This window comes from Streptomyces sp. NPDC002623, from assembly GCF_053592635.1.
In genome coordinates this window covers 224,851-242,090 of sequence record NZ_JBSFWB010000007.1, presented here as the reverse complement: position 1 = coordinate 242,090, position 17,240 = coordinate 224,851, and the positions used below count along the sequence as shown (strand labels likewise).

Sequence of the window (17,240 nt, the reverse complement as noted above, 5' to 3'; positions counted from 1 at the left end):
CACGGACACGGGCACGGTCCGAGACACGGGCACGGGTGAGGGGGCAGCATGGCGAAGAGGGACGCACCGCCCCGCTGGGACCGCAAGATGCAGCAGCGACTCGCGCGCGGTGAGGCGGCCGCCCTCGGCGAGCTCTACGACCGGTTCGCTTCGCTCGTGCACGGTCTCGCCCACCGCGTGCTCGCGGACGAACGAGCGGCCGACGGCATCACCCGCGAGGTCTTCGCCCACGTCTGGGAGCACCCCGAGTCCTACGACCCCAAGCAGGGCCCACTGCGCACCTGGGTCGCCGCACTGACCCACCGCCTCGCCGTGCAGCGGCTGCGCGCCACCGAGACCGCCGCCCTGGCCGAGGCCGGCCACGGCTCCGCCGAGGCCACCGAGGAACTGGAGCTGCGCGTGCGACACGCGTCCGTCGCCGCCCGCGCCGACTACATCGTCCAGGCCATGCCCGCCCCACTGCGGGCCGCCCTGGAACTGGCCTACTTCCAGCGCCGCGACTACCGCCAGACCGCGGTCGACCTCGGCGTCACCGAGGACGAGGCCCGCCGTCGGCTCCGCCTCGGCCTGCAACTCCTCTCCACGGCTCACGACGCCGCGTCACCGGGGGCGCCGCCCGGATACGGAGGTGCGGCGTGAGCGGCACGGACGGGTTCGATCCGCACGACGGCGGCGAGGAGGACGAGACCCACGACCGGCAGGACCCCCTGCCCATCCCCGTCCCCCGCGCCTCCGTCGAGGACGGCGGCCTGCCGCTGCCCGCACCCGCCGAGCCGACCGGCCCGGAGCCGCTCAGGCTCGAACACCCGGTGCTGAAGTCCCTGCTGGGCGCATGGGCGCTGGCGGCCTGCTCCGCGGAGGAGACGGCGGCCGTCGAGGAGCACCTCGGCGACTGCGGAGCCTGCGCGGACGAGGCACGGCGGCTGCGCGAAGCCGTCGGCCTCCTCCAGCGCCCGGAGAGCCTCGACCTCGACCCCGGCCTGCGCACCCGCGTCCTCGACGGCTGCCTGGACCGCCGTCCGCCCCGCATCCCGGTGCCCGCCTGGGCGGCGTCGTACGACGCCGAGACGGCACGGCTGGACGCGCTGCTCCAGGACTTCGGGGACGCCGAGTGGCACGCGCCCGTGCGGCTGCGCTGGTTCCGCGGCGAGGAGCCGACGAGCCGCCGCACCACCGTCGCCGGGGTCATCGCCCACCTCCTCGCGGTGGATGGCCTTGTCGCCGTGGCCCTGGGCCTGGACGACCCGCTCACCACGGGCGGCGAACCTGGCGAACCGGGCAGGCCGAAGGAACCGGATGAACCAGCTGCACCGGACGCAGCGGACGCACCGAGGGCCACGCCCTCCCGCCGCACGGAGGCGTTCTGGGCGGGCTCGCACTACCCGCCCACCCGGTCCGTGCGCGGCCCCTGGCGGGAGCAGACCCACGCCCTCGTGCGCACGGTGTCCTTCACCGGCGGAGGCCCCGGCCGCCTGCCGGTGTCGTACGGCGGCTTCGAGCTGCCCCTGCGGGACGCGATGCTGGACCGGGCCTTCGAGTGCTGGGTGCACGCCGAGGACATCGCGGAAGCGGTCGACTACCCCTACGCGCCGCCCGCCCCGCGCCATCTCCACGGCATGATCGACCTGGCCGCGCGGATGCTGCCGGAGACGCTCGCCGCCCGCCGCCGCGCGGGGCTCGCCTCCCGCTCGCACACCCGCCATCTGGTGACCGCCGGCCGCCCCGGTCGCAGCCTGCGGCTGGAGATCGAGGGCTCGGGCGGCGGCGAGTGGCTCATCCCCCTGGACTCACCGGGCGCGGTGGGCTCCGCCGACCACGAGGTGGCCCACGTCGCCCTGGACGACGTGGAGTTCTGCCGCCTGGCCGCCGGGCATGTGGCCCCCGCGGAAGCCGCGGCGGGCCAGGTCGGCGACCGCGAGGCGATCAGGGACGTCCTGTTCGCGGCGGCGGCGCTGAGCCGGATGTAGGGGCGGGCACCTGAGCAGCCGACGCGAAGGTGGCCCGCCCAGGGGCGCGGGAAACTGCGCGACCGGCCCACGACCACCCGCAGCTGCACCCTCAGCCGCACCCTCAGCCGCCCCCGAACAGAACGCCCCGCGCTCCTAGGCGCTCATGGGCGCTCCCGGGCACTCCCGGGCACTCCTACGCGAAGACGACCGTCCGTCGCCCGTTGAGCAGAATCCGTCGCTCCGCATGCCACTTGACGGCCCGCGCCAGCGCCTGGCACTCGACATCGCGTCCGACGGCGACCAGCTGGTCCGGCGTGACCCCGTGCCCCACGCGCTCGACCTCCTGCTCGATGATCGGCCCCTCGTCGAGATCCGCGGTCACATAGTGCGCCGTGGCCCCGATCAGCTTCACGCCCCGCTCGTGCGCCTGGTGGTACGGCTTCGCGCCCTTGAAGCTCGGCAGGAAGGAGTGGTGGATGTTGATGATCCGCCCGCTGAGCTGCTTGCACAGGTCGTCGGAGAGAACCTGCATATAGCGGGCCAGGACGACCAGCTCGACGTTCTGCTCCCGGACCAGCTCCAGCAGCTGCGCCTCCGCCTGCGCCTTGTTCTCCTTCGTCACCGGGATGTGGTGGAAGGGAACGTGGTACGAGCCCACGAGGTCGGCGAAGTCGGTGTGGTTGGACACCACGGCCGCGATCTCCACCGGCAGCGCGCCGATGCTGGCGCGGAACAGCAGGTCGTTCAGGCAGTGCCCGAACTTGCTGACCATGAGGACGATGCGCATCTTCTCGTCGGCCCGGTTGATCTGCCAGTCCATGTGGAAGGCGTCGCCGATCGCCGCGAAGCTGGCCCGCAGCTTGTCCACGGTGACCGGGGGCTCGGCCGAGAAGTGGACGCGCAGGAAGAACAGGCCCGTGTCGTGGTCGCCGAACTGCTGACTGTCCTCGATGTTGCAGCCGGTCATGAAGAGATAGCTCGACACGGCGTGCACGATGCCCTGCTTGTCGGGGCAGGAGAGCGTGAGGACGTACTGGTCGGCGGGGGTCGCCGCGGCTCGGGCAGACTGCGCGTTCATGCCCGACAGGGTCGCATACCGCCCACGACCGTGGACAACCGTCCCGCAGGCCGGAACACGCCTCCCGTGCCCGCTGCCCGGGACCGCCTCCCGTGCCCGCTGCCCGGGACCCGCTGCCCCGGCACCGGTCTCCCGTTGCCGCGCCTACGCGGTCCGCGTCATGATCCGCAGCACCTCTAGGGTCCGGGGCGGTGCATCGGGGTCGTCGCCGTCGCTCGCCGCCATGCGCACATGCGCGTCCCGCGCCGCCCGCACCGCCTCCGGCCACGCCTCGTGGTCGACGTACGCGGAGACCGGGGCGTCCGGCCCGACCTGGTGCATGATGCGCAGGACGCGGAGCACGGCGGTGTCGACGAGGGCCGCCTCCTGCGAGTCACGGAAGATCGTGCCCACGTACTTCTCGGCGGACCAGTTGTCGAGCCAGGTGTCCTCGACGAGGCGGTACACGGCGTCGGTGACGTCCCCGTACCCCTCGACGCCGGCCAGCCAGACGTTCTGCTGGAACGCCGGATCGGAGAGCATGTGCAGCGCGGAGCGCACATTGCTGCGCCAGCGCCACCACGGCATGTCGTTGAGTGGCATGCCGCCCATGGTGGAGGAGCGACGGCCGCGACGGGAAGAGTTCTCCGAACCTTGCACGGTCATCGATCGTACGTTTCCCCGTCCCAGGAGCCTCACGGGCCCCTGTAATTCACCTGCACGTCACCCCTCATTGACCGAGGGTCACTCCCAGGTTAGCGATGTGACGGAATCGTGCGTGCACATGACCGGCAAGCGACGCACCTCCACGCGAAGCACCTTCCTCCCCAGGTCCTTCCGCTTCACCAGGTCCGGCAGCGCAACCGCCCTCGCGGCGGGTGCGCTGATCGCCTGCGCGTCGCTCGCCGTCGGATGCGGCGTCGTCCCCGGTACCACGGGGGGTTCCGGGGACGACCCGATCGTCGTGATGACCTGGGCGCCCGAGGGCACGTCCGCGACCAACAAGCCCGGCATGCCCGCCTTCGCCCTCGCCTACGCGCGCTGGATCAACGCCGAGGGCGGTCTGGGTGGCCGCAAGCTCAAGGTCCTGACCTGCAACGCCCGTAACGACACCGTGTCCACGGCCAAGTGCGCCCGGCGCGCCGTCAAGGAGGGCGCGGTCGCCGTCGTCGGCTCCTACAGCCAGCACTCCGACGCGTTCTTCCCGTATCTGGAAGGCGCCGGCATCCCGTACGTAGGCGGCTACGGCGTCACGAACGCCGAGTTCACCAGCCCGCTGTCCTATCCGGTCAACGGCGGCCAGCCCTCGCTCCTGGCCGGCCTCGGCAAGGAGATGGCGGCGGCCTGCGGCGCCGTCTCCCTCGTCCGCCCCGACACGATCGCGGGCGACGCGCTGCCCCCGATGCTCGACGCCGGGCTCACTGCGGGCGGACACGCCGTGTCCAAGGACCTGCGGGCCCCGGAGGACGCGACCGAGTACTCGGCACAGGCCAAGTCCGCGCTGCAGACGGCGACCGCGGGCCGGTCCAAGGACGAGGACACCGACACGGACTCGGACTCGGACGGCAAGAAGGGGTGCGTGGTGACCGCCCTCGGCGACCGCACCGGCACCTTCATGGACTCCTTCCGCCGCACCCGCGACGACTACCCCGAGGTGCGCACCGCCACCGTCCTCGGCAGCGTCGACCAGACGGTGATCAACGCCTCCGGCGCCGCCTCCGGGCCGTTCGAGGGGGCGTACGTCACCGGCTGGTATCCGGTGACGAGCGACGCCGCCTGGGCGTCGATGAAGAAGGTGATCAGCGAAGAGGCCTTCTCCGACACCCGGATCGACCCCACCGACACCGGCGTGCAGACCACCTGGATCGCCTACACCGTGTTCCGGCAGGTCGTGGAGTCGCTGGACGGCGACGAGGTGACCGCCGCCAGTGTGCGGGGCGCCCTGGACGACGGCCTGAAGGTCACCACGGGCGGGCTCACGCCGACGCTCCGCTGGCAGTTCACCGACCGCCTCGCCTCCATCGGCTTCCCGCGTCTGGTCAACGCCGACGTCACGCTCCAGAGCGTGCAGAAGGGCGTGCTCGCCCCCGCCAAGAAGGGCTTCGTCGACATGACGCAGACCCTGGAGAAGGCGGACGTCGACTGACGCCCGGCCGGTTACAGCTGCACGGGCTGGCGCTCGGTCAGGCCGTACGTCTTCGCGATCGCGTTCCACAACTTCGCGGCCTGGGACTTCTGGGTGCTCGCGGTGCCGCTGTCCCGGTTGCCGGCCTGTGTCTCGGCGGTCGAGCGGGCCGTGCCCTTCTTGCAGCTCTTCTTCTTGGTGGCGGCGACCTGGTCGGCCCAGGCCGCGTAGTGGTTGTCCGCGGACGCCGACGCCTGCCACGCCTTGGTGAGCGCGGTGGTCAGCGCCGCATGGTCCGGGAGCTCGTCGACCTTCAGCGCGGCCAGGCTGGTGACCAGACCGGTGCGCTGCTTCGCCGCGTCCCGCAGATCCGTGGCGGCCTGGGCGAGATTGCCGCACGCCTTCACATCGGCCACCGCGCTGATCACACTGGCCCGGCTGTCGCCGCTGTCGGCCAGCAGCTTGTCCAGTGCGACGGCCTGCTGCTCGGCCGCCCCGGCAGACGCCGACGCCGACCCCTCCGCCGCGGGCGCCGAGGCGGCGACGGTCTTGTTGTCGTCCCCGCTCTGATCGCCGCCCCCGCCCGCGAGCATCGCGCCCGCGCCGACGCCGACGACCGCGAGGGCCACCCCGATCGCCGCGTACAACGGCACCCGTGAGCCGGTACGGCCTCCTCGGCCGCCTCCGTCGTCGTCACGCATCCCGCGCCGCCCGCCCGCCGCAGGACCGCCGGGCGGGGCGTAGGGCGGGGTGTAGGCGGCCTGCGGGGAACGCGCGGCGGGTCCGGCGCCGTAGCCCGGCCGGCCGTCCGGCTCGGAGAAGCGCGGGAGCTGCTGGGTGGATCCGGCGGGGCTCTCGCTGCCCGGCCCGCTGCGGAAGAGGTTCTCGAACTCGGCGGGCGGCTGCCGGTCCCCACCGTCCTGCGCGGGGACGGGCGGGATGTACTGCGTCGCCTCGGCGTCGGGGTGCGCGCCGAGCGGCTGTGCGCCGGGGGCGGGCATCGGGCCCGGGGAGTGCTGCGGGGTGCGGCCCAGGAAGTGGGTGGACTCGGCCGGCGCCTCGGGCGGCAGAGCGCCCGGCACGACCGGCGGGAGGAACTGCGTCGCGCCCTCGTCGACGGGGGCGGCGGGGACGGGCGGCAGGTACTGGGTGGCGCCCTCGTCGGCCGGGGACGCCGGTGCGGCCGGGACCGGCGGTATGTACTGCGTCGCGCCCTCGTCGACCGGCGGCAGGGGGACGCCCGGCGTGCCCTGGCCGTACGTCGGATTCGCCGGGGCGGGTGCGCCCTCCGGCGGCAGCGGGCCGGCACCGACCTGGGCGCCGCCGTTCCACTGCTGCTGGGGCTGCTGCTGGTGCTCTTGGTGCTGCGTGTGCTGCTGGTGCTGCTGAGCCTGCGGGTGCTGCTCCTGGTGCGCCTGGCCCGTCTGGTCCGCCGGGAGCGGCCAGCCCTGGGCCGGCTGCTGCGGGGCGGGGGCCTGCTGGTCCGGGCCCCAGGGCTGTCCCCAGGTCTGTCCCGCGGCCGGGGCCTGCTGCCCGTAGTCCGGTTGTCCGTAGTCCGGCTGTCTGTAGTCCGGTTGTCCGTAGTCCTGCTGCCCGTACTCCTGCTGCCCGTACGGCTGCCGGCCGAGCGGCGGCTGCTGCTGCCCGTACGCCGACTGCTCGTGCTCCGGCGGTTCATGCTCCGACTGCCCGTACTCCGGCCTACTGGGCTGCTGAGCGCCGTACTGGCCGGAATAATGTCCCGGCAGCAGGGGCTCCCCACCGTCGGAGGGCAGCACGATGCCTTCGCGCGCGGGCTGCGCCGAGGGCTCCTCGCCCTGTCCACTCTGCGTCACCGGGACTCCTACGAATGGGGGACCTTCGGAATCGTCGGCTCACGCTACCGGGTCCCCGGAACCCCGTGCCACGCAGCTCAGAACGTGATCTGCCTCCCAGTGAGTCCAGCAGTGACGTCGGTAACAGATCCGGAGCGCCGTGCGCTGTATCCGCCGCACCGGCGCCCCGTCCGTTCACGCCGCGGTCTGCAACTCCAGCCGCGCCCCGAACTCCCGTACCACCGACTCGTCCCGGAACGGTTCCAGCCGCTGTTGAAGATCCTCGAGGTACTCGGCCCCCCGGTTGGAGCGGAGCGTCTCCAGGAGCTCGACCGCCCGCAGACCGGTGTTGCAGGCCTGCTCGATCTCGCGCTGCTGCACCTGCGCGGTGGCCAGCAGGACGTACCCGATCGCGCGCCGGCGCGCACGGCTCTCCGGGTGCCCGGCGAGGGACTGCTCGGCACAGCGCGCCGCCGCCTCCGCCTGGCCCAGGTCGCGGTGGCAGTGCGCCAACTCGTCGGCGAGATAGGCCTCGTCGAAGTGCGCGATCCACGCGGGGTCGTCCCCGGAGGACGGATCGGCCGCCTCCAGCGCCGACACCGCACGGCCGGACGCCGTCTGCGCCCCGCGCGCGTCGCCCATCAGCGCGTGCCCCCGGGCCTCCGCCGCGAGGAACATCGCCTCCGCGCGCGGAGTCACCCGGCCACGCGCTCCCTCCTGCGCCGCCCGCGCCAACTGGGCGATCTCGCGCGGGTTCCCGAGCTGCGCGGCGAGGTGGCTCATGGAGGCGGCGAGGACGTATCCGCCGTACCCGCGGTCGCCGGCCGCCTGGGCGAGCCGCAGGGCCTGGATGTAGTAGCGCTGGGCCAGGCCCGGTTGACCGGTGTCGACGGCCATGTAGCCGGCGAGCTCCGTCAACCGGGCGACGGAGGCGAAGAGTTCACGGCCCACCGCCTCCCGGTAGGAACCGGCCAGCAGACCCGAGACGACGCTGTTGAGGTAGTGCACGACGACCGGACGCACATGCCCGCTGCCGTACTGGTGGTCCAGGTCCACCAGCGCCTGGGTCATCGCCTTGACGGCCGCCACGTCGGACAGCCCGACCCGGGGTCCCGCCGAGCGCGCCACCTGCGCGTCGGGGGAGGAGATCAGCCAGTCGCGGCTCGGTTCGACCAGCGCCGAGGCGGCCACGGACGAACCGGAGAGGAAGTCCCGCCGGCCCACGTCGCTGCGCCACAGCTCGCAGACCTGCTCGATGGCCCCCAGTACCGTCGGCGAGAACTGGAGACCCACGCCCGAGGCGAGGTTCTTGCCGTTGGCCATGCCGATCTCGTCGATCGTGACCGTACGGCCGAGTTTGCGGCCCAGGGCCTCCGCGATGATCGCCGGAGCGCGCCCGCGCGGCTGCTGTCCGCGCAGCCAACGCGCCACGGACGTCTTGTCGTAGCGCAGGTCGAGGCCGTGCTCGGCGCCGCACATGTTGACCCGGCGGGCGAGCCCGGCGTTCGAGCACCCCGCCTCCTGGATGAGCGCCTGCAGCCGTTCGTTCGGCTGCCGCGCGACTAGCGGCCTTGCGGCCATGGGCACTACCCCCTGTGGCTGCGGTGACCGGGGCGGCGGGTGCCTGCCCACACACCGAGTTGACGTGTCTTCCACCGTGTCTTCCACCGAAAAGTTCCGGCCGAGAAGATCAATGCCCCACGGACATACCGAAAATGCGAGGCATGAGAGGATTACTGATGATTGCTGCTCATTGCCGGTGATTACTGTGATTGCCGAGCAATACGGAGAATTGCCGGGTTACCGGCGGAAGCCGCCCCTCTACCTGGTTACCCGCTCCCGCGCCCGTTCCTCCCGCGCGCCCCCGCACGTGCACCCATGCGCCCCGGACGCGGAATCGATGCTCCTCCCCCGCGCAAAGTGGCGGGCGTAACCCCTGGTGACGGCTAGAGTTGTGTTCATCGTGGAAGAGACCATCGCGGGCGCCGACGCCACTCAAATCCCGAAGCAGCGCGGGGAATCGCTGCTCGAGACCGCTGTTCGCTACGCCGAGGAACGTCATTGGGACGTCTTCCCCGGCACCTGGCTGGAAGCCGTCGAGGGAGTGCAGCGCTGCTCCTGTGACGACGTCGCGTGCACCGCGCCGGGCGCGCACCCTGCACGCCCCGACTGGGCGACGCAGGCCACCGGCAGCGCGACGGTCGCGCGCCGGATGTGGCAGAAACAGCCGACCGCCTCGATCCTGCTGCCGACCGGACGTACGTTCGACGCGATCTCCGTGCCGGAGACGGCCGGGTTCCTCGCGCTGGCGCGCATGGAGCGGATGGAGTTGACGCTCGGTCCTGTCACCTTGACGCCGGACCGCCGGATGCAGTTCTTCGTGCTGCCGGGGGCGTCGGCGAAGGTGCCGGACCTGGTGCGCAAGCTGGGCTGGTCGCTGGGGGCGCTGGATCTGGTGACGCTCGGCGAGGGCACGTATGTGGCCGCGCCGCCCACGCGGTTCGGTTCCCGGGGCGCCGTGCAGTGGGCCTGCCGGCCCACCGCGGCCAACCGTTGGCTGCCGGATGCGGAGGAGTTGATCTCGCCGCTCGCCTATGCGTGTGGGCGGGACCGGTAGTTTCGCGCGCCCCTTCAGGGTGGGTCACCTGACCGTAGGGTGCAGATATGACGTCTGCCGCCGTACGTGTGCACGGGCTCTGGAAGCGGTTCGGGCAGCAAGTCGCTGTTGCCGGGATCGATCTCGATCTGCCCGCGGGGAAGTTCATCGGGCTGGTCGGGCCGAACGGAGCCGGGAAGACCACGACCCTCTCCATGGTGACCGGGTTGCTGCGGCCTGATCAGGGGACCGTCGAGGTCGTGGGGCACGACGTGTGGCGGGACCCCGTCGAGGTGAAGGCCCGGATCGGGGTGCTGCCGGAGGGACTGCGGCTGTTCGAGCGGCTGTCGGGGCGTGAACTGCTGGGCTACAGCGGGCGGTTGCGGGGGCTGCCCGGTGCCGAGGTCGACAAGCGGGCCACACAGTTGCTCGACGTCCTCGACCTGGCCGGCGCCCAGCACAAGCTCGTCGTCGACTACTCGACCGGCATGCGCAAGAAGATCGGGCTCGCGACCGCGCTGCTGCACAACCCCGAAGTCCTCTTCCTCGACGAGCCGTTCGAGGGCGTCGACCCCGTCTCCGCGCAGATCATCCGGGGCGTGCTGGAGCGGTACACGGCCTCCGGCGCGACGGTCGTCTTCTCCTCCCATGTGATGGAACTCGTCGAGTCGCTGTGCGACTGGGTGGCGGTGATGGCGGCTGGGCGGATCCGGGCGCACGGGACGCTGGCGGAGGTGCGGGGGACGGCTCCCTCGCTGCAGCAGGCGTTTCTCGAACTCGTCGGGGCTCAGGGCCGGGACACCGGCTCCCATCTCGACTGGCTGGGCGGCGGGGCGAGCCGGTGAGCGCGCCGACCTCCCCGCCCAGCCCCGTGGCCTCCCGGCCGGGTCCCGTGGCCTCTCCACCCGGCCTCGTCGCCACCGTCGTCCGGCTGAAGCTGTCGCTGCTGCGCAACGGGCTGCGGCAGTCCGCCGGCCGGCGGGCCGCTTACGTCGCCTCCGCCGTCGTCACCCTGCTGTTCGCCGCGCTGCTGCTGCTCGGGCTGATCGCGTTGCGGGGGAACGACCACGCGGTGTCGGTCGTGGTGCTCCTGGTGGCGGTGCTGGCGCTGGGGTGGGCGGTGATGCCGCTGTTCTTCCCCAGCGGCGACGAGACCCTCGACCCGACCCGGCTGGTGATGCTGCCGTTGCGGCCCCAGCCGCTGGTGCGGGCGCTGTTGGCCGCCTCGCTGGTGGGCATCGGGCCGCTGTTCACGCTGCTGTTGCTGGTGGGGTCGGTGATCTCCGTGGCGCACGGGGCGGCCGCCTGGGCGGTGGGGGTGCTCGCCGTCGCCCTCGGGCTGCTGATGTGCGTGGCGTTCGCGCGGGCCGTGGCCGCCGCCAACATCCGGCTGCTGAGCAGCCGCAAGGGACGCGATCTGGCGGTGCTGAGCGGGCTCGTCATCGCGGTCGGGGCGCAGGTCGTCAACTTCGGGGTGCAGCGGCTCGGGACGTCCGGGCTGGGCGAGCTCGATCCGGTGGCGGGCGTGCTGCGCTGGGTGCCGCCCGCGTCGGCGGTCGGCGCGGTGGACTCGGTGAGCGAGGGGGCGTACGGGGTCGCCGTCGCCCAACTCGCGGTCAGCGCAGTGGCGTTGGTGCTGGTGGTGGGGGTGTGGGCGCGGACCATGACGCGGCTGATGACCTCGCCGGACGGCTCCACGCTCCAGGCCGCCGAGCCGGCCGCGCGGGACCGGCGGCGCTCGGCGGGCCTGACCCGGCTGCTGCCGGGCGGACGCACCGGCACCGTGATGGAACGCAGCCTGCGCTACGTCTGGCGCGACCCGAAGACGAAGGCGGCCTGGGTGACCTCACTGGCCATCGGGCTGATCGTGCCCGTCTTCAACGCGCTGCAGGGCACCGGCTCGATCTACTTCGCCTGCTTCGCCGCCGGAATGCTCGGCATCCAGATGTACAACCAGTTCGGGCAGGACACCTCCGCGTTCTGGATGGTCGCGATGACGGTGTCGTCGACCCGGGACGCCTACGACGAGCTGCGCGCGCGGGCGCTGGCCCTGCTGCTCATCACCCTGCCGTACGCGACGCTGGTGACCGCGCTGACGACGGCGCTGCTCGGCGACTGGGAGAAGCTGCCCGAGGCGCTGGGGCTGTCCTTCGCGCTGCTCGGCGCGATGCTGGCGACGGGCGCGTGGACCTCGGCCCGCTTCCCCTACTCGATCCCGCAGGAGGGCTACAAGAACGTGGCCCCCGGTCAGGCCGGTCTCGCGTGGATAGCGGTCTTCGGCGGGATGGTCTCGGCGGCCCTGCTGTGCGCCCCCGTCATCGCGGTGACGATCTGGCTGAACGTCAGCTCGGGCGGCGAGGCGTGGACCTGGCTGCTGTTGCCGGGGGGTGCGGTGTACGGGACGGCGATCACGCTGCTGGGGCTCCGGCTGGCCGCCCCGCGAACGGCGACGCGACTGCCGGAGATCCTGGCGGCGGTCAGCAAGGGGTGACGGGCGCGGTGACGACGCAGTGACGACGACCCTCAGGAGGCCCCGGGAGTGCTGTGGGAATCGGGGATGCTGTGGGTGTCCGGAGCGCTCTGGGCGTCCGGGGTGCTCTGGGCGTCCGGGGTGCTCTGGGCGTCCGGGGCGCTGGGAGTCCCGGGCGTGAGGACGGCCTCCAGGAAGGGTTCGATCGCCGTGCGCCATCCCTCGGGCTGGTCGTAGTGGACGAGGTGGCCGGCGTCGGCGACCTCGGCGTACTCGCCGCGCGGAAGGACGCGGACCATTTCCTGTGCCTCGGCGCGACCGAGCTCCCCGTCGAGGCCGCGGACGACCAGGGCGGGGCACTGGACCTGGGTGAGCTCCTCCCAGTGCGCGTCGTAGACCCAGGTCTCGCGGGACTTGAGCATCTGCTCGGGCTCGAAGACGGGACGCCAGCCGTCGGGCGACTCCTGCATCACCTCGGCGTAGAACTCGCCTCGGGAGGGGTTCGGGCGCTCCACCCAGGGGTCGTCCTCGCCGAACCACTTGCGGACCTCGGCGAGGGTGGCGAAGGGGGCGGGCCAGGACTTGAACCAGTCGCCCCACTCGCGCTGCGAGGCCGCGCCGAGCGCGGAGGCCCGCATGTCGCAGACGACCAGGCCGCGTACCAGGTCGGGGCGCTTGGCGGCGAGCTGCCACGCGGTGAGCGCTCCCATGGCGTGGCCGATGAGGACGACCGGGGCGAGGCCGAGCTGTTCGAGGGCCGCTTCCGCGTCCTCGACGTAGGCCTCGCGGGTGAAGGCCGCCTGCGGCGGCTTCTCGCTCTGGCCGTGGCCGCGCTGGTCGAGGGCGACCGCGCGATGTCGCTCGGAGAGCCAGCGGGCGGTGGACGCCCAGTGCGAGGCCCGGCCCATGAGGCCGTGCAGTAACAGGACGCTGGGCCTGCTTCCCTCGCCGCCGTCGGCCGACGGGAGCCCCTTCTCTCCCGGCGGCTGCGCCGGAATCATGGGTTCCGGCACGGCCTTCGCCGGGTCGCCCTTGGGCGGGTCGCCGAACTCCCAGGCCGCCAGGCGTACGCCGCCCGCCCCGGTCACGTCGATGCGTCGCGCCATAGGTCCTGGCACCCCCCTAGCCGTCGTACCGCTGCGCTGCCGATGCCTTCGTACCGCCTTCGATCACCCGCAGGCTATCGAATGCTCTTTCGAGAAATGCACTCTCCGCGCACAACACCCCTCGTTCGAGTGACCCCGCTCAAGGAATGATCGGCGCTGCCGAGGGGAGACCTTCAGCGGGGGGCGGACCGCTCGGGGAAACCGGTCCGAGGGAAGTGACCTTGAGAGCTCGGGGCTCCAGGTCACAACAGGGGAGGACAGGCCCCGGTGCCGTACGGCACCGGGGCCTTCCACTGCTCTGCGGCACATCATCCCGCCCCCTCAGGTCATATGCCTCACGCGACAGCCTGGCACGTGAAGCGGCGGAGCGCTGCGATTCGACACAGGGAACCTTCGATTCGACGACATCGACAGGACGCCACAACTGACCCATGGGCCCCGGGAGTTGAACAATGCTCAGCTGGACGCTGCTCAGTTGGACGATGCTCAGCGCTTGGCGACGAACACGTGGGACGCGACGTCCGACTCCAGCTCGGCGGCCTCGCCGCCGCTGCCGACCAGCACACCGCCCGCCGACTCCGTCACGCTCACCACCGAACCGGGCTGCACGCCCGCGCGGCGCAGCGTGTACATCAGCTGCGCGTCCGTCTGGATCGGCTCGCCGATACGGCGCACGACGACCGTCTTGCCCTCCAGCCCCGGGTCGAGGTCGGCCAACGAGACCATCCCCTCGTCCAGGAACGGGTCGGCGCCGTCCTTCTCGCCCAGCTCCTCCAGGCCCGGGATGGGGTTGCCGTACGGCGACTCGGTCGGGTGCCGCAGCAGCTCCAGCACGCGCCGCTCCACGGCCTCGCTCATCACGTGCTCCCAGCGACAGGCCTCCGCGTGCACCTGCTCCCACTCCAGGCCGATCACGTCGACCAGGAGACACTCGGCGAGGCGGTGCTTGCGCATCACGCGCGTGGCGAGACGACGGCCCTCGTCGGTGAGCTCGAGGTGCCGGTCGCTGGCCACCGAGACCAAGCCGTCGCGCTCCATGCGCGCCACCGTCTGGCTGACCGTCGGCCCGCTCTGGTCGAGGCGCTCGGCGATCCGGGCACGCATGGGGACAACACCTTCCTCCTCCAGCTCGAGGATGGTGCGGAGATACATCTCCGTGGTGTCGATCAGTCCGGACATTCGTGCCCCTCGATTAGCTCTGCCGAAGGCTGGACCGCTCTCCGGCGCGTGCGCTGGCCCTGGACTCAATTCTGCCGGATACCACTGACAAGCGTGCCGCGCCGTTGAAACGAGGCGGTTACATCGGGGGGCGATCAGGGGGCGCGCCCGCGGAACGGGCCCCCAGGACGCCTCCGCTCCCCCACCGGCACCGGTGTCACCGGTGCCACCGGCCGTATTGACAGCGCACTGGTCCAGACCGCACGGTGATCCGCGACACGGACACCGCATACGGCAAAGGGGCCCCTCGGATGAGCGACCGCAAGCTCGCCGCCCAGTTCTTCGACGCCGCGATCACCCTGCTGCAGCGGGCCCGCGACGAGGAGGCCGAGGCCGTCGAGGCCGCCGGCACGCTCCTCGCCGACACCGTGGCAGCGGGCGGCCGCCTCTTCGCGTTCGGCGCCGGCCACTCCTCGCTCGCCGCCCAGGACGTCGTCTACCGCGCGGGCGGGCTCGCCCTGATGAACCTGCTCGCGGTGCCGGGCGTCGTCGGCGTCGACGTCCGGCCCGCCACCCTCGGCTCGGCCCTGGAGCGCGTCGACGGTCTCGCGAGCGCCGTCCTGGACACCTCGCCCCTCCGCGCGGGCGACGCCCTCGTGATCATCTCGCTGTCCGGCCGCAACGCGCTGCCCGTGGAGATGGCCCTGAACGCCCGCGCCCTGGGCGTGCGGGTCATCGGCGTGACGTCGGTGGCCTACGCCTCGGAGACGACGTCCCGGCATGTCTCGGGGACGTTCCTGAAGGATCACTGCGACGTCGTCCTGGACTCGAAGATCGCGGTCGGCGACGCCGAGCTGACCCTGGACACCATTCCCGCGCCGTTCGCCCCCGCGTCCACGGTCGTCACCTCGGCCCTGCTCCAGGCCGTCATGGCGACCGCGGCCGGCGTCCTCGCCGAGCGCGACATCGAGCCCCCGCTGCTGCGCTCCGGCAATGTGGACGGCGGCCACGACTGGAACGGACGGATCATGGACGAGTACGGGGACCGGATCTTCTACCGCCACTGAGACCAGCCGAGGCAAGTCGCTGGGACCAGCCGCTGAGAGCAACCGCCGAAACGCGCCACACGCGCGTGGTCAGTCTTCGGCGGCCGCCTCGGTCAGGTCCGCCAGGTCCAGGGCGGTCGCTATGCGCACGGCGACGTCCTCCGCGTAGGACGCGTCCGAGCGCTCGAAGGACGTACGGCCGCCGCCGCGGAGGAACGTGACGACGCCCAGGGTGCGGCCGCGGCTGCGCAGCACCGCGCACAGGGCGTGCACCGTGTCGTCGGGCCACTGGCGCGCCCGGGCCCACTCCCGCGCCTCGTCGGCCGTGACGGAGCCGACGCCGGCCCGCACGGAGCCGTTGCGCGCCACGCACTGCAGCGCAGGGTGCGTCTCGCCGTAGCGGACCGGCAGCCCCGCGTGTCCGGTGAGCGTGCTGGGGCCCGGCCCGCCCGACGGGGTCGCCGCGACCCGCATCAGCCGCAGCGGTCCGGCCGCCTCGGCGTCGGCCGCCGCCCGGCCCAGCACCCGGTCGACCAGGGCGTGGTCGGCGAATCCGGCGAGCGCGAAGTCGAGGTGGACGGTGGCCGCCTCGGCGGGGTCCTCGCACTCGGCGGCCGCGCGGGCGGCCCGGTGCAGCTGGTTGGCGCGGAAGCGCAGCAGCGAGGCCTCCTGCTCGCCCTGCTTGGCCTCGGTGACGTCCTGGAAGAGCCAGCCGACCCCGAGCGGCACCGGTTCCTCGGCGAGCGGCGAGGCGAGCCGCAGGAAGCCGCTGCGCCAGCAGCGCCGCTTCTCGCCCTCCGGGGTGCGCACCCCGACCCACAGTTCGGCGGGGGCGGGCGGGGCGCCCTCGGCCAGGACGTGCGTCAGCGCGTTCTCCAGCTCCTCGGCGCCCCGGGTGAGCAGTTCGCCCAGCGGGCGGCCCAGGACGGCCGTGCGGCCGGTGCCGAGCGCGCGGGCCGCGTGCGCGTTGACGACGGCGGGGCGCAGATCGGCGTCGACCAGCACGACGCCCCAGGAGGCGTCGTCGAAGAGGGCCTCGCTGAGCGCGATGGAACGCTCCAGGTCGATCTGGGCGTGCACCTCGCTGAAGGCGCAGTACAGCCCGGCGGGCTTGCCGTCCGGACCGCGCACGGCGGCGGACTGGGTGCGGACGAGGACCCGGCCGCCGTCCTTCGTCACCAGCGCGAACTCGTGCACCTGGCGGCCCTGCGCGTGCATGGCGGCCATCAGCCGCCCCTCGATGTCCTCGGCGTCGGCCTCGCGCACCGCCCACCCGGCGAAGCCGTGCCGGCCGACGGCCTCGGCGGCGCTCCAGCCGAGGATGCGCTCGGCCTCGCGGTTCCAGTGGGTGACGACTCCGTCGCCGTCGAAGGCGCACAGGGCCGCGTCCATGCCGTCGAGCAGCGCGGCGAGCAGGTCGGCGCCGTCCGGGCCGACCGGGCCTATGGTCTGCGGGCCGTCGTCACCCGACCGCTCGGGCTCGTCCGGCCCCAGCTCGTCGGTGGTCCCACTACGCCGGGAAGCACTCACCTGAACCCCCTGCAGGTTCGCTCACTTGCCCTCATTCAACTCGAACGTGACGCAGCCCACATATGGTTCCCGCAAGATTGCAGAGGAATCGTTGCACCACCGCGCTGGTCACAGCGGGGCAGGTGCCGCAGGTCCGCCCATTCCGCCGCCTCCGTCAAGTTCTCAGAAAAACACTTGAGCCGACGGCGAGCACTTCTTAGTGTGGCTACCACTTCGGAGAGGAGGTGGTTCGGCAGATGGATTCACACCGGACGGAAGAGGTGGCTGCGGGCTAGTGGCCCGTCACCACATCTAGTGCGGTGCCGGACCAGCGTGTGCCAGACGCACGCAGCCGGCCAAACCAACGCAGTCACCCGACCCGCGAGTCGCCGGTACGTCCGGCCGGCCCC

Annotated in this window: 14 protein-coding genes; 7 read left to right on the top strand and 7 right to left on the bottom strand. The window is 72.5% G+C overall.

Annotated elements, in window-relative coordinates; genetic code table 11:
- The first annotated feature begins 48 nt into the window (after window positions 1-48).
- Both ACWD4O_RS15400 and ACWD4O_RS15395 read left to right on the top strand, forming a co-directional pair.
- Window positions 49-639, top strand: coding sequence for a sigma-70 family RNA polymerase sigma factor (locus tag ACWD4O_RS15400; RefSeq protein ID WP_450951208.1), 591 nt, complete (start codon window positions 49-51; stop codon window positions 637-639).
- Complete coding sequence (locus tag ACWD4O_RS15395; RefSeq protein ID WP_451280172.1) at window positions 636-1,967, top strand: anti-sigma factor family protein; 1,332 nt, start codon at window positions 636-638, stop codon at window positions 1,965-1,967. The genes ACWD4O_RS15400 and ACWD4O_RS15395 overlap by 4 nt, the downstream gene beginning before the upstream one ends.
- 175 nt (window positions 1,968-2,142) lie before the next feature.
- Here the strand turns inward: ACWD4O_RS15395 and purU are convergent, their stop codons facing one another.
- Entirely contained in the window at window positions 2,143-3,027 is an 885-nt protein-coding gene (gene purU, locus ACWD4O_RS15390) for a formyltetrahydrofolate deformylase (RefSeq protein WP_451280171.1), read from the bottom strand.
- 144 nt (window positions 3,028-3,171) lie between these two features.
- Window positions 3,172-3,672 (bottom strand): SCO4402 family protein, encoded by a 501-nt coding sequence (locus ACWD4O_RS15385; protein WP_351904674.1) that lies wholly within the window; start codon window positions 3,670-3,672, stop codon window positions 3,172-3,174.
- Window positions 3,673-3,790: 118 nt separating this feature from the next.
- Between ACWD4O_RS15385 and ACWD4O_RS15380 the strand changes: the two genes are divergently transcribed.
- Entirely contained in the window at window positions 3,791-5,152 is a 1,362-nt protein-coding gene (locus ACWD4O_RS15380) for an ABC transporter substrate-binding protein (protein ID WP_451280170.1), read from the top strand.
- An 11-nt stretch (window positions 5,153-5,163) separates the two neighbouring features.
- Here the strand turns inward: ACWD4O_RS15380 and ACWD4O_RS15375 are convergent, their stop codons facing one another.
- Complete coding sequence (locus ACWD4O_RS15375; protein WP_451280169.1) at window positions 5,164-6,966, bottom strand: hypothetical protein; 1,803 nt, start codon at window positions 6,964-6,966, stop codon at window positions 5,164-5,166.
- A 174-nt stretch (window positions 6,967-7,140) separates the two neighbouring features.
- On the bottom strand, window positions 7,141-8,526 hold the full coding sequence (locus ACWD4O_RS15370; RefSeq protein ID WP_451280168.1) for a transcriptional regulator: 1,386 nt from the start codon (window positions 8,524-8,526) through the stop codon (window positions 7,141-7,143).
- A gap of 373 nt (window positions 8,527-8,899) precedes the next feature.
- Between ACWD4O_RS15370 and ACWD4O_RS15365 the strand changes: the two genes are divergently transcribed.
- Genes ACWD4O_RS15365 through ACWD4O_RS15355 form a run of 3 tightly spaced genes read left to right on the top strand, consistent with a single transcriptional unit; the run spans window position 8,900 to window position 12,032 of the window.
- Entirely contained in the window at window positions 8,900-9,562 is a 663-nt protein-coding gene (locus tag ACWD4O_RS15365; RefSeq protein WP_451280167.1) for a bifunctional DNA primase/polymerase, read from the top strand.
- A gap of 47 nt (window positions 9,563-9,609) precedes the next feature.
- Complete coding sequence (locus tag ACWD4O_RS15360; RefSeq protein ID WP_450948295.1) at window positions 9,610-10,386, top strand: ABC transporter ATP-binding protein; 777 nt, start codon at window positions 9,610-9,612, stop codon at window positions 10,384-10,386.
- 26 nt (window positions 10,387-10,412) lie between these two features.
- On the top strand, window positions 10,413-12,032 hold the full coding sequence (locus ACWD4O_RS15355) for a transporter (RefSeq protein ID WP_451280319.1): 1,620 nt from the start codon (window positions 10,413-10,415) through the stop codon (window positions 12,030-12,032).
- 32 nt (window positions 12,033-12,064) lie between these two features.
- On the opposite strand, the gene ACWD4O_RS15350 is transcribed toward ACWD4O_RS15355, so the two are convergent.
- Entirely contained in the window at window positions 12,065-13,117 is a 1,053-nt protein-coding gene (locus ACWD4O_RS15350) for an alpha/beta fold hydrolase (protein WP_451280166.1), read from the bottom strand.
- Window positions 13,118-13,603: 486 nt separating this feature from the next.
- Entirely contained in the window at window positions 13,604-14,296 is a 693-nt protein-coding gene (locus ACWD4O_RS15345; RefSeq protein ID WP_020130217.1) for a metal-dependent transcriptional regulator, read from the bottom strand.
- A 290-nt stretch (window positions 14,297-14,586) separates the two neighbouring features.
- Between ACWD4O_RS15345 and ACWD4O_RS15340 the strand changes: the two genes are divergently transcribed.
- Window positions 14,587-15,342, top strand: a complete 756-nt coding sequence (locus tag ACWD4O_RS15340) for an SIS domain-containing protein (protein ID WP_451280165.1) — start codon at window positions 14,587-14,589, stop codon at window positions 15,340-15,342.
- 69 nt (window positions 15,343-15,411) lie between these two features.
- Here ACWD4O_RS15340 and ACWD4O_RS15335 read toward each other — a convergent pair whose 3' ends face one another.
- Window positions 15,412-16,851 (bottom strand): PAS domain-containing protein, encoded by a 1,440-nt coding sequence (locus ACWD4O_RS15335; protein ID WP_451280164.1) that lies wholly within the window; start codon window positions 16,849-16,851, stop codon window positions 15,412-15,414.
- Between the last annotated feature and the right edge of the window lie 389 nt (window positions 16,852-17,240).

What these genes read in the sequence shown, in the direction of transcription:
- ACWD4O_RS15380 (WP_451280170.1), top strand. Translation starts at nt 3,791, where the DNA reads ATGACCGGCAAGCGACGCACCTCCACGCGAAGCACCTTCCTCCCCAGG.
- ACWD4O_RS15360 (WP_450948295.1), top strand. Translation starts at nt 9,610, where the DNA reads ATGACGTCTGCCGCCGTACGTGTGCACGGGCTCTGGAAGCGGTTCGGG.
- ACWD4O_RS15385 (WP_351904674.1), bottom strand. Translation starts at nt 3,672, where the DNA reads ATGACCGTGCAAGGTTCGGAGAACTCTTCCCGTCGCGGCCGTCGCTCC.
- ACWD4O_RS15350 (WP_451280166.1), bottom strand. Translation starts at nt 13,117, where the DNA reads ATGGCGCGACGCATCGACGTGACCGGGGCGGGCGGCGTACGCCTGGCG.
- ACWD4O_RS15340 (WP_451280165.1), top strand. Translation starts at nt 14,587, where the DNA reads ATGAGCGACCGCAAGCTCGCCGCCCAGTTCTTCGACGCCGCGATCACC.
- purU (WP_451280171.1), bottom strand. Translation starts at nt 3,027, where the DNA reads ATGAACGCGCAGTCTGCCCGAGCCGCGGCGACCCCCGCCGACCAGTAC.
- ACWD4O_RS15370 (WP_451280168.1), bottom strand. Translation starts at nt 8,526, where the DNA reads ATGGCCGCAAGGCCGCTAGTCGCGCGGCAGCCGAACGAACGGCTGCAG.
- ACWD4O_RS15345 (WP_020130217.1), bottom strand. Translation starts at nt 14,296, where the DNA reads ATGTCCGGACTGATCGACACCACGGAGATGTATCTCCGCACCATCCTC.
- ACWD4O_RS15400 (WP_450951208.1), top strand. Translation starts at nt 49, where the DNA reads ATGGCGAAGAGGGACGCACCGCCCCGCTGGGACCGCAAGATGCAGCAG.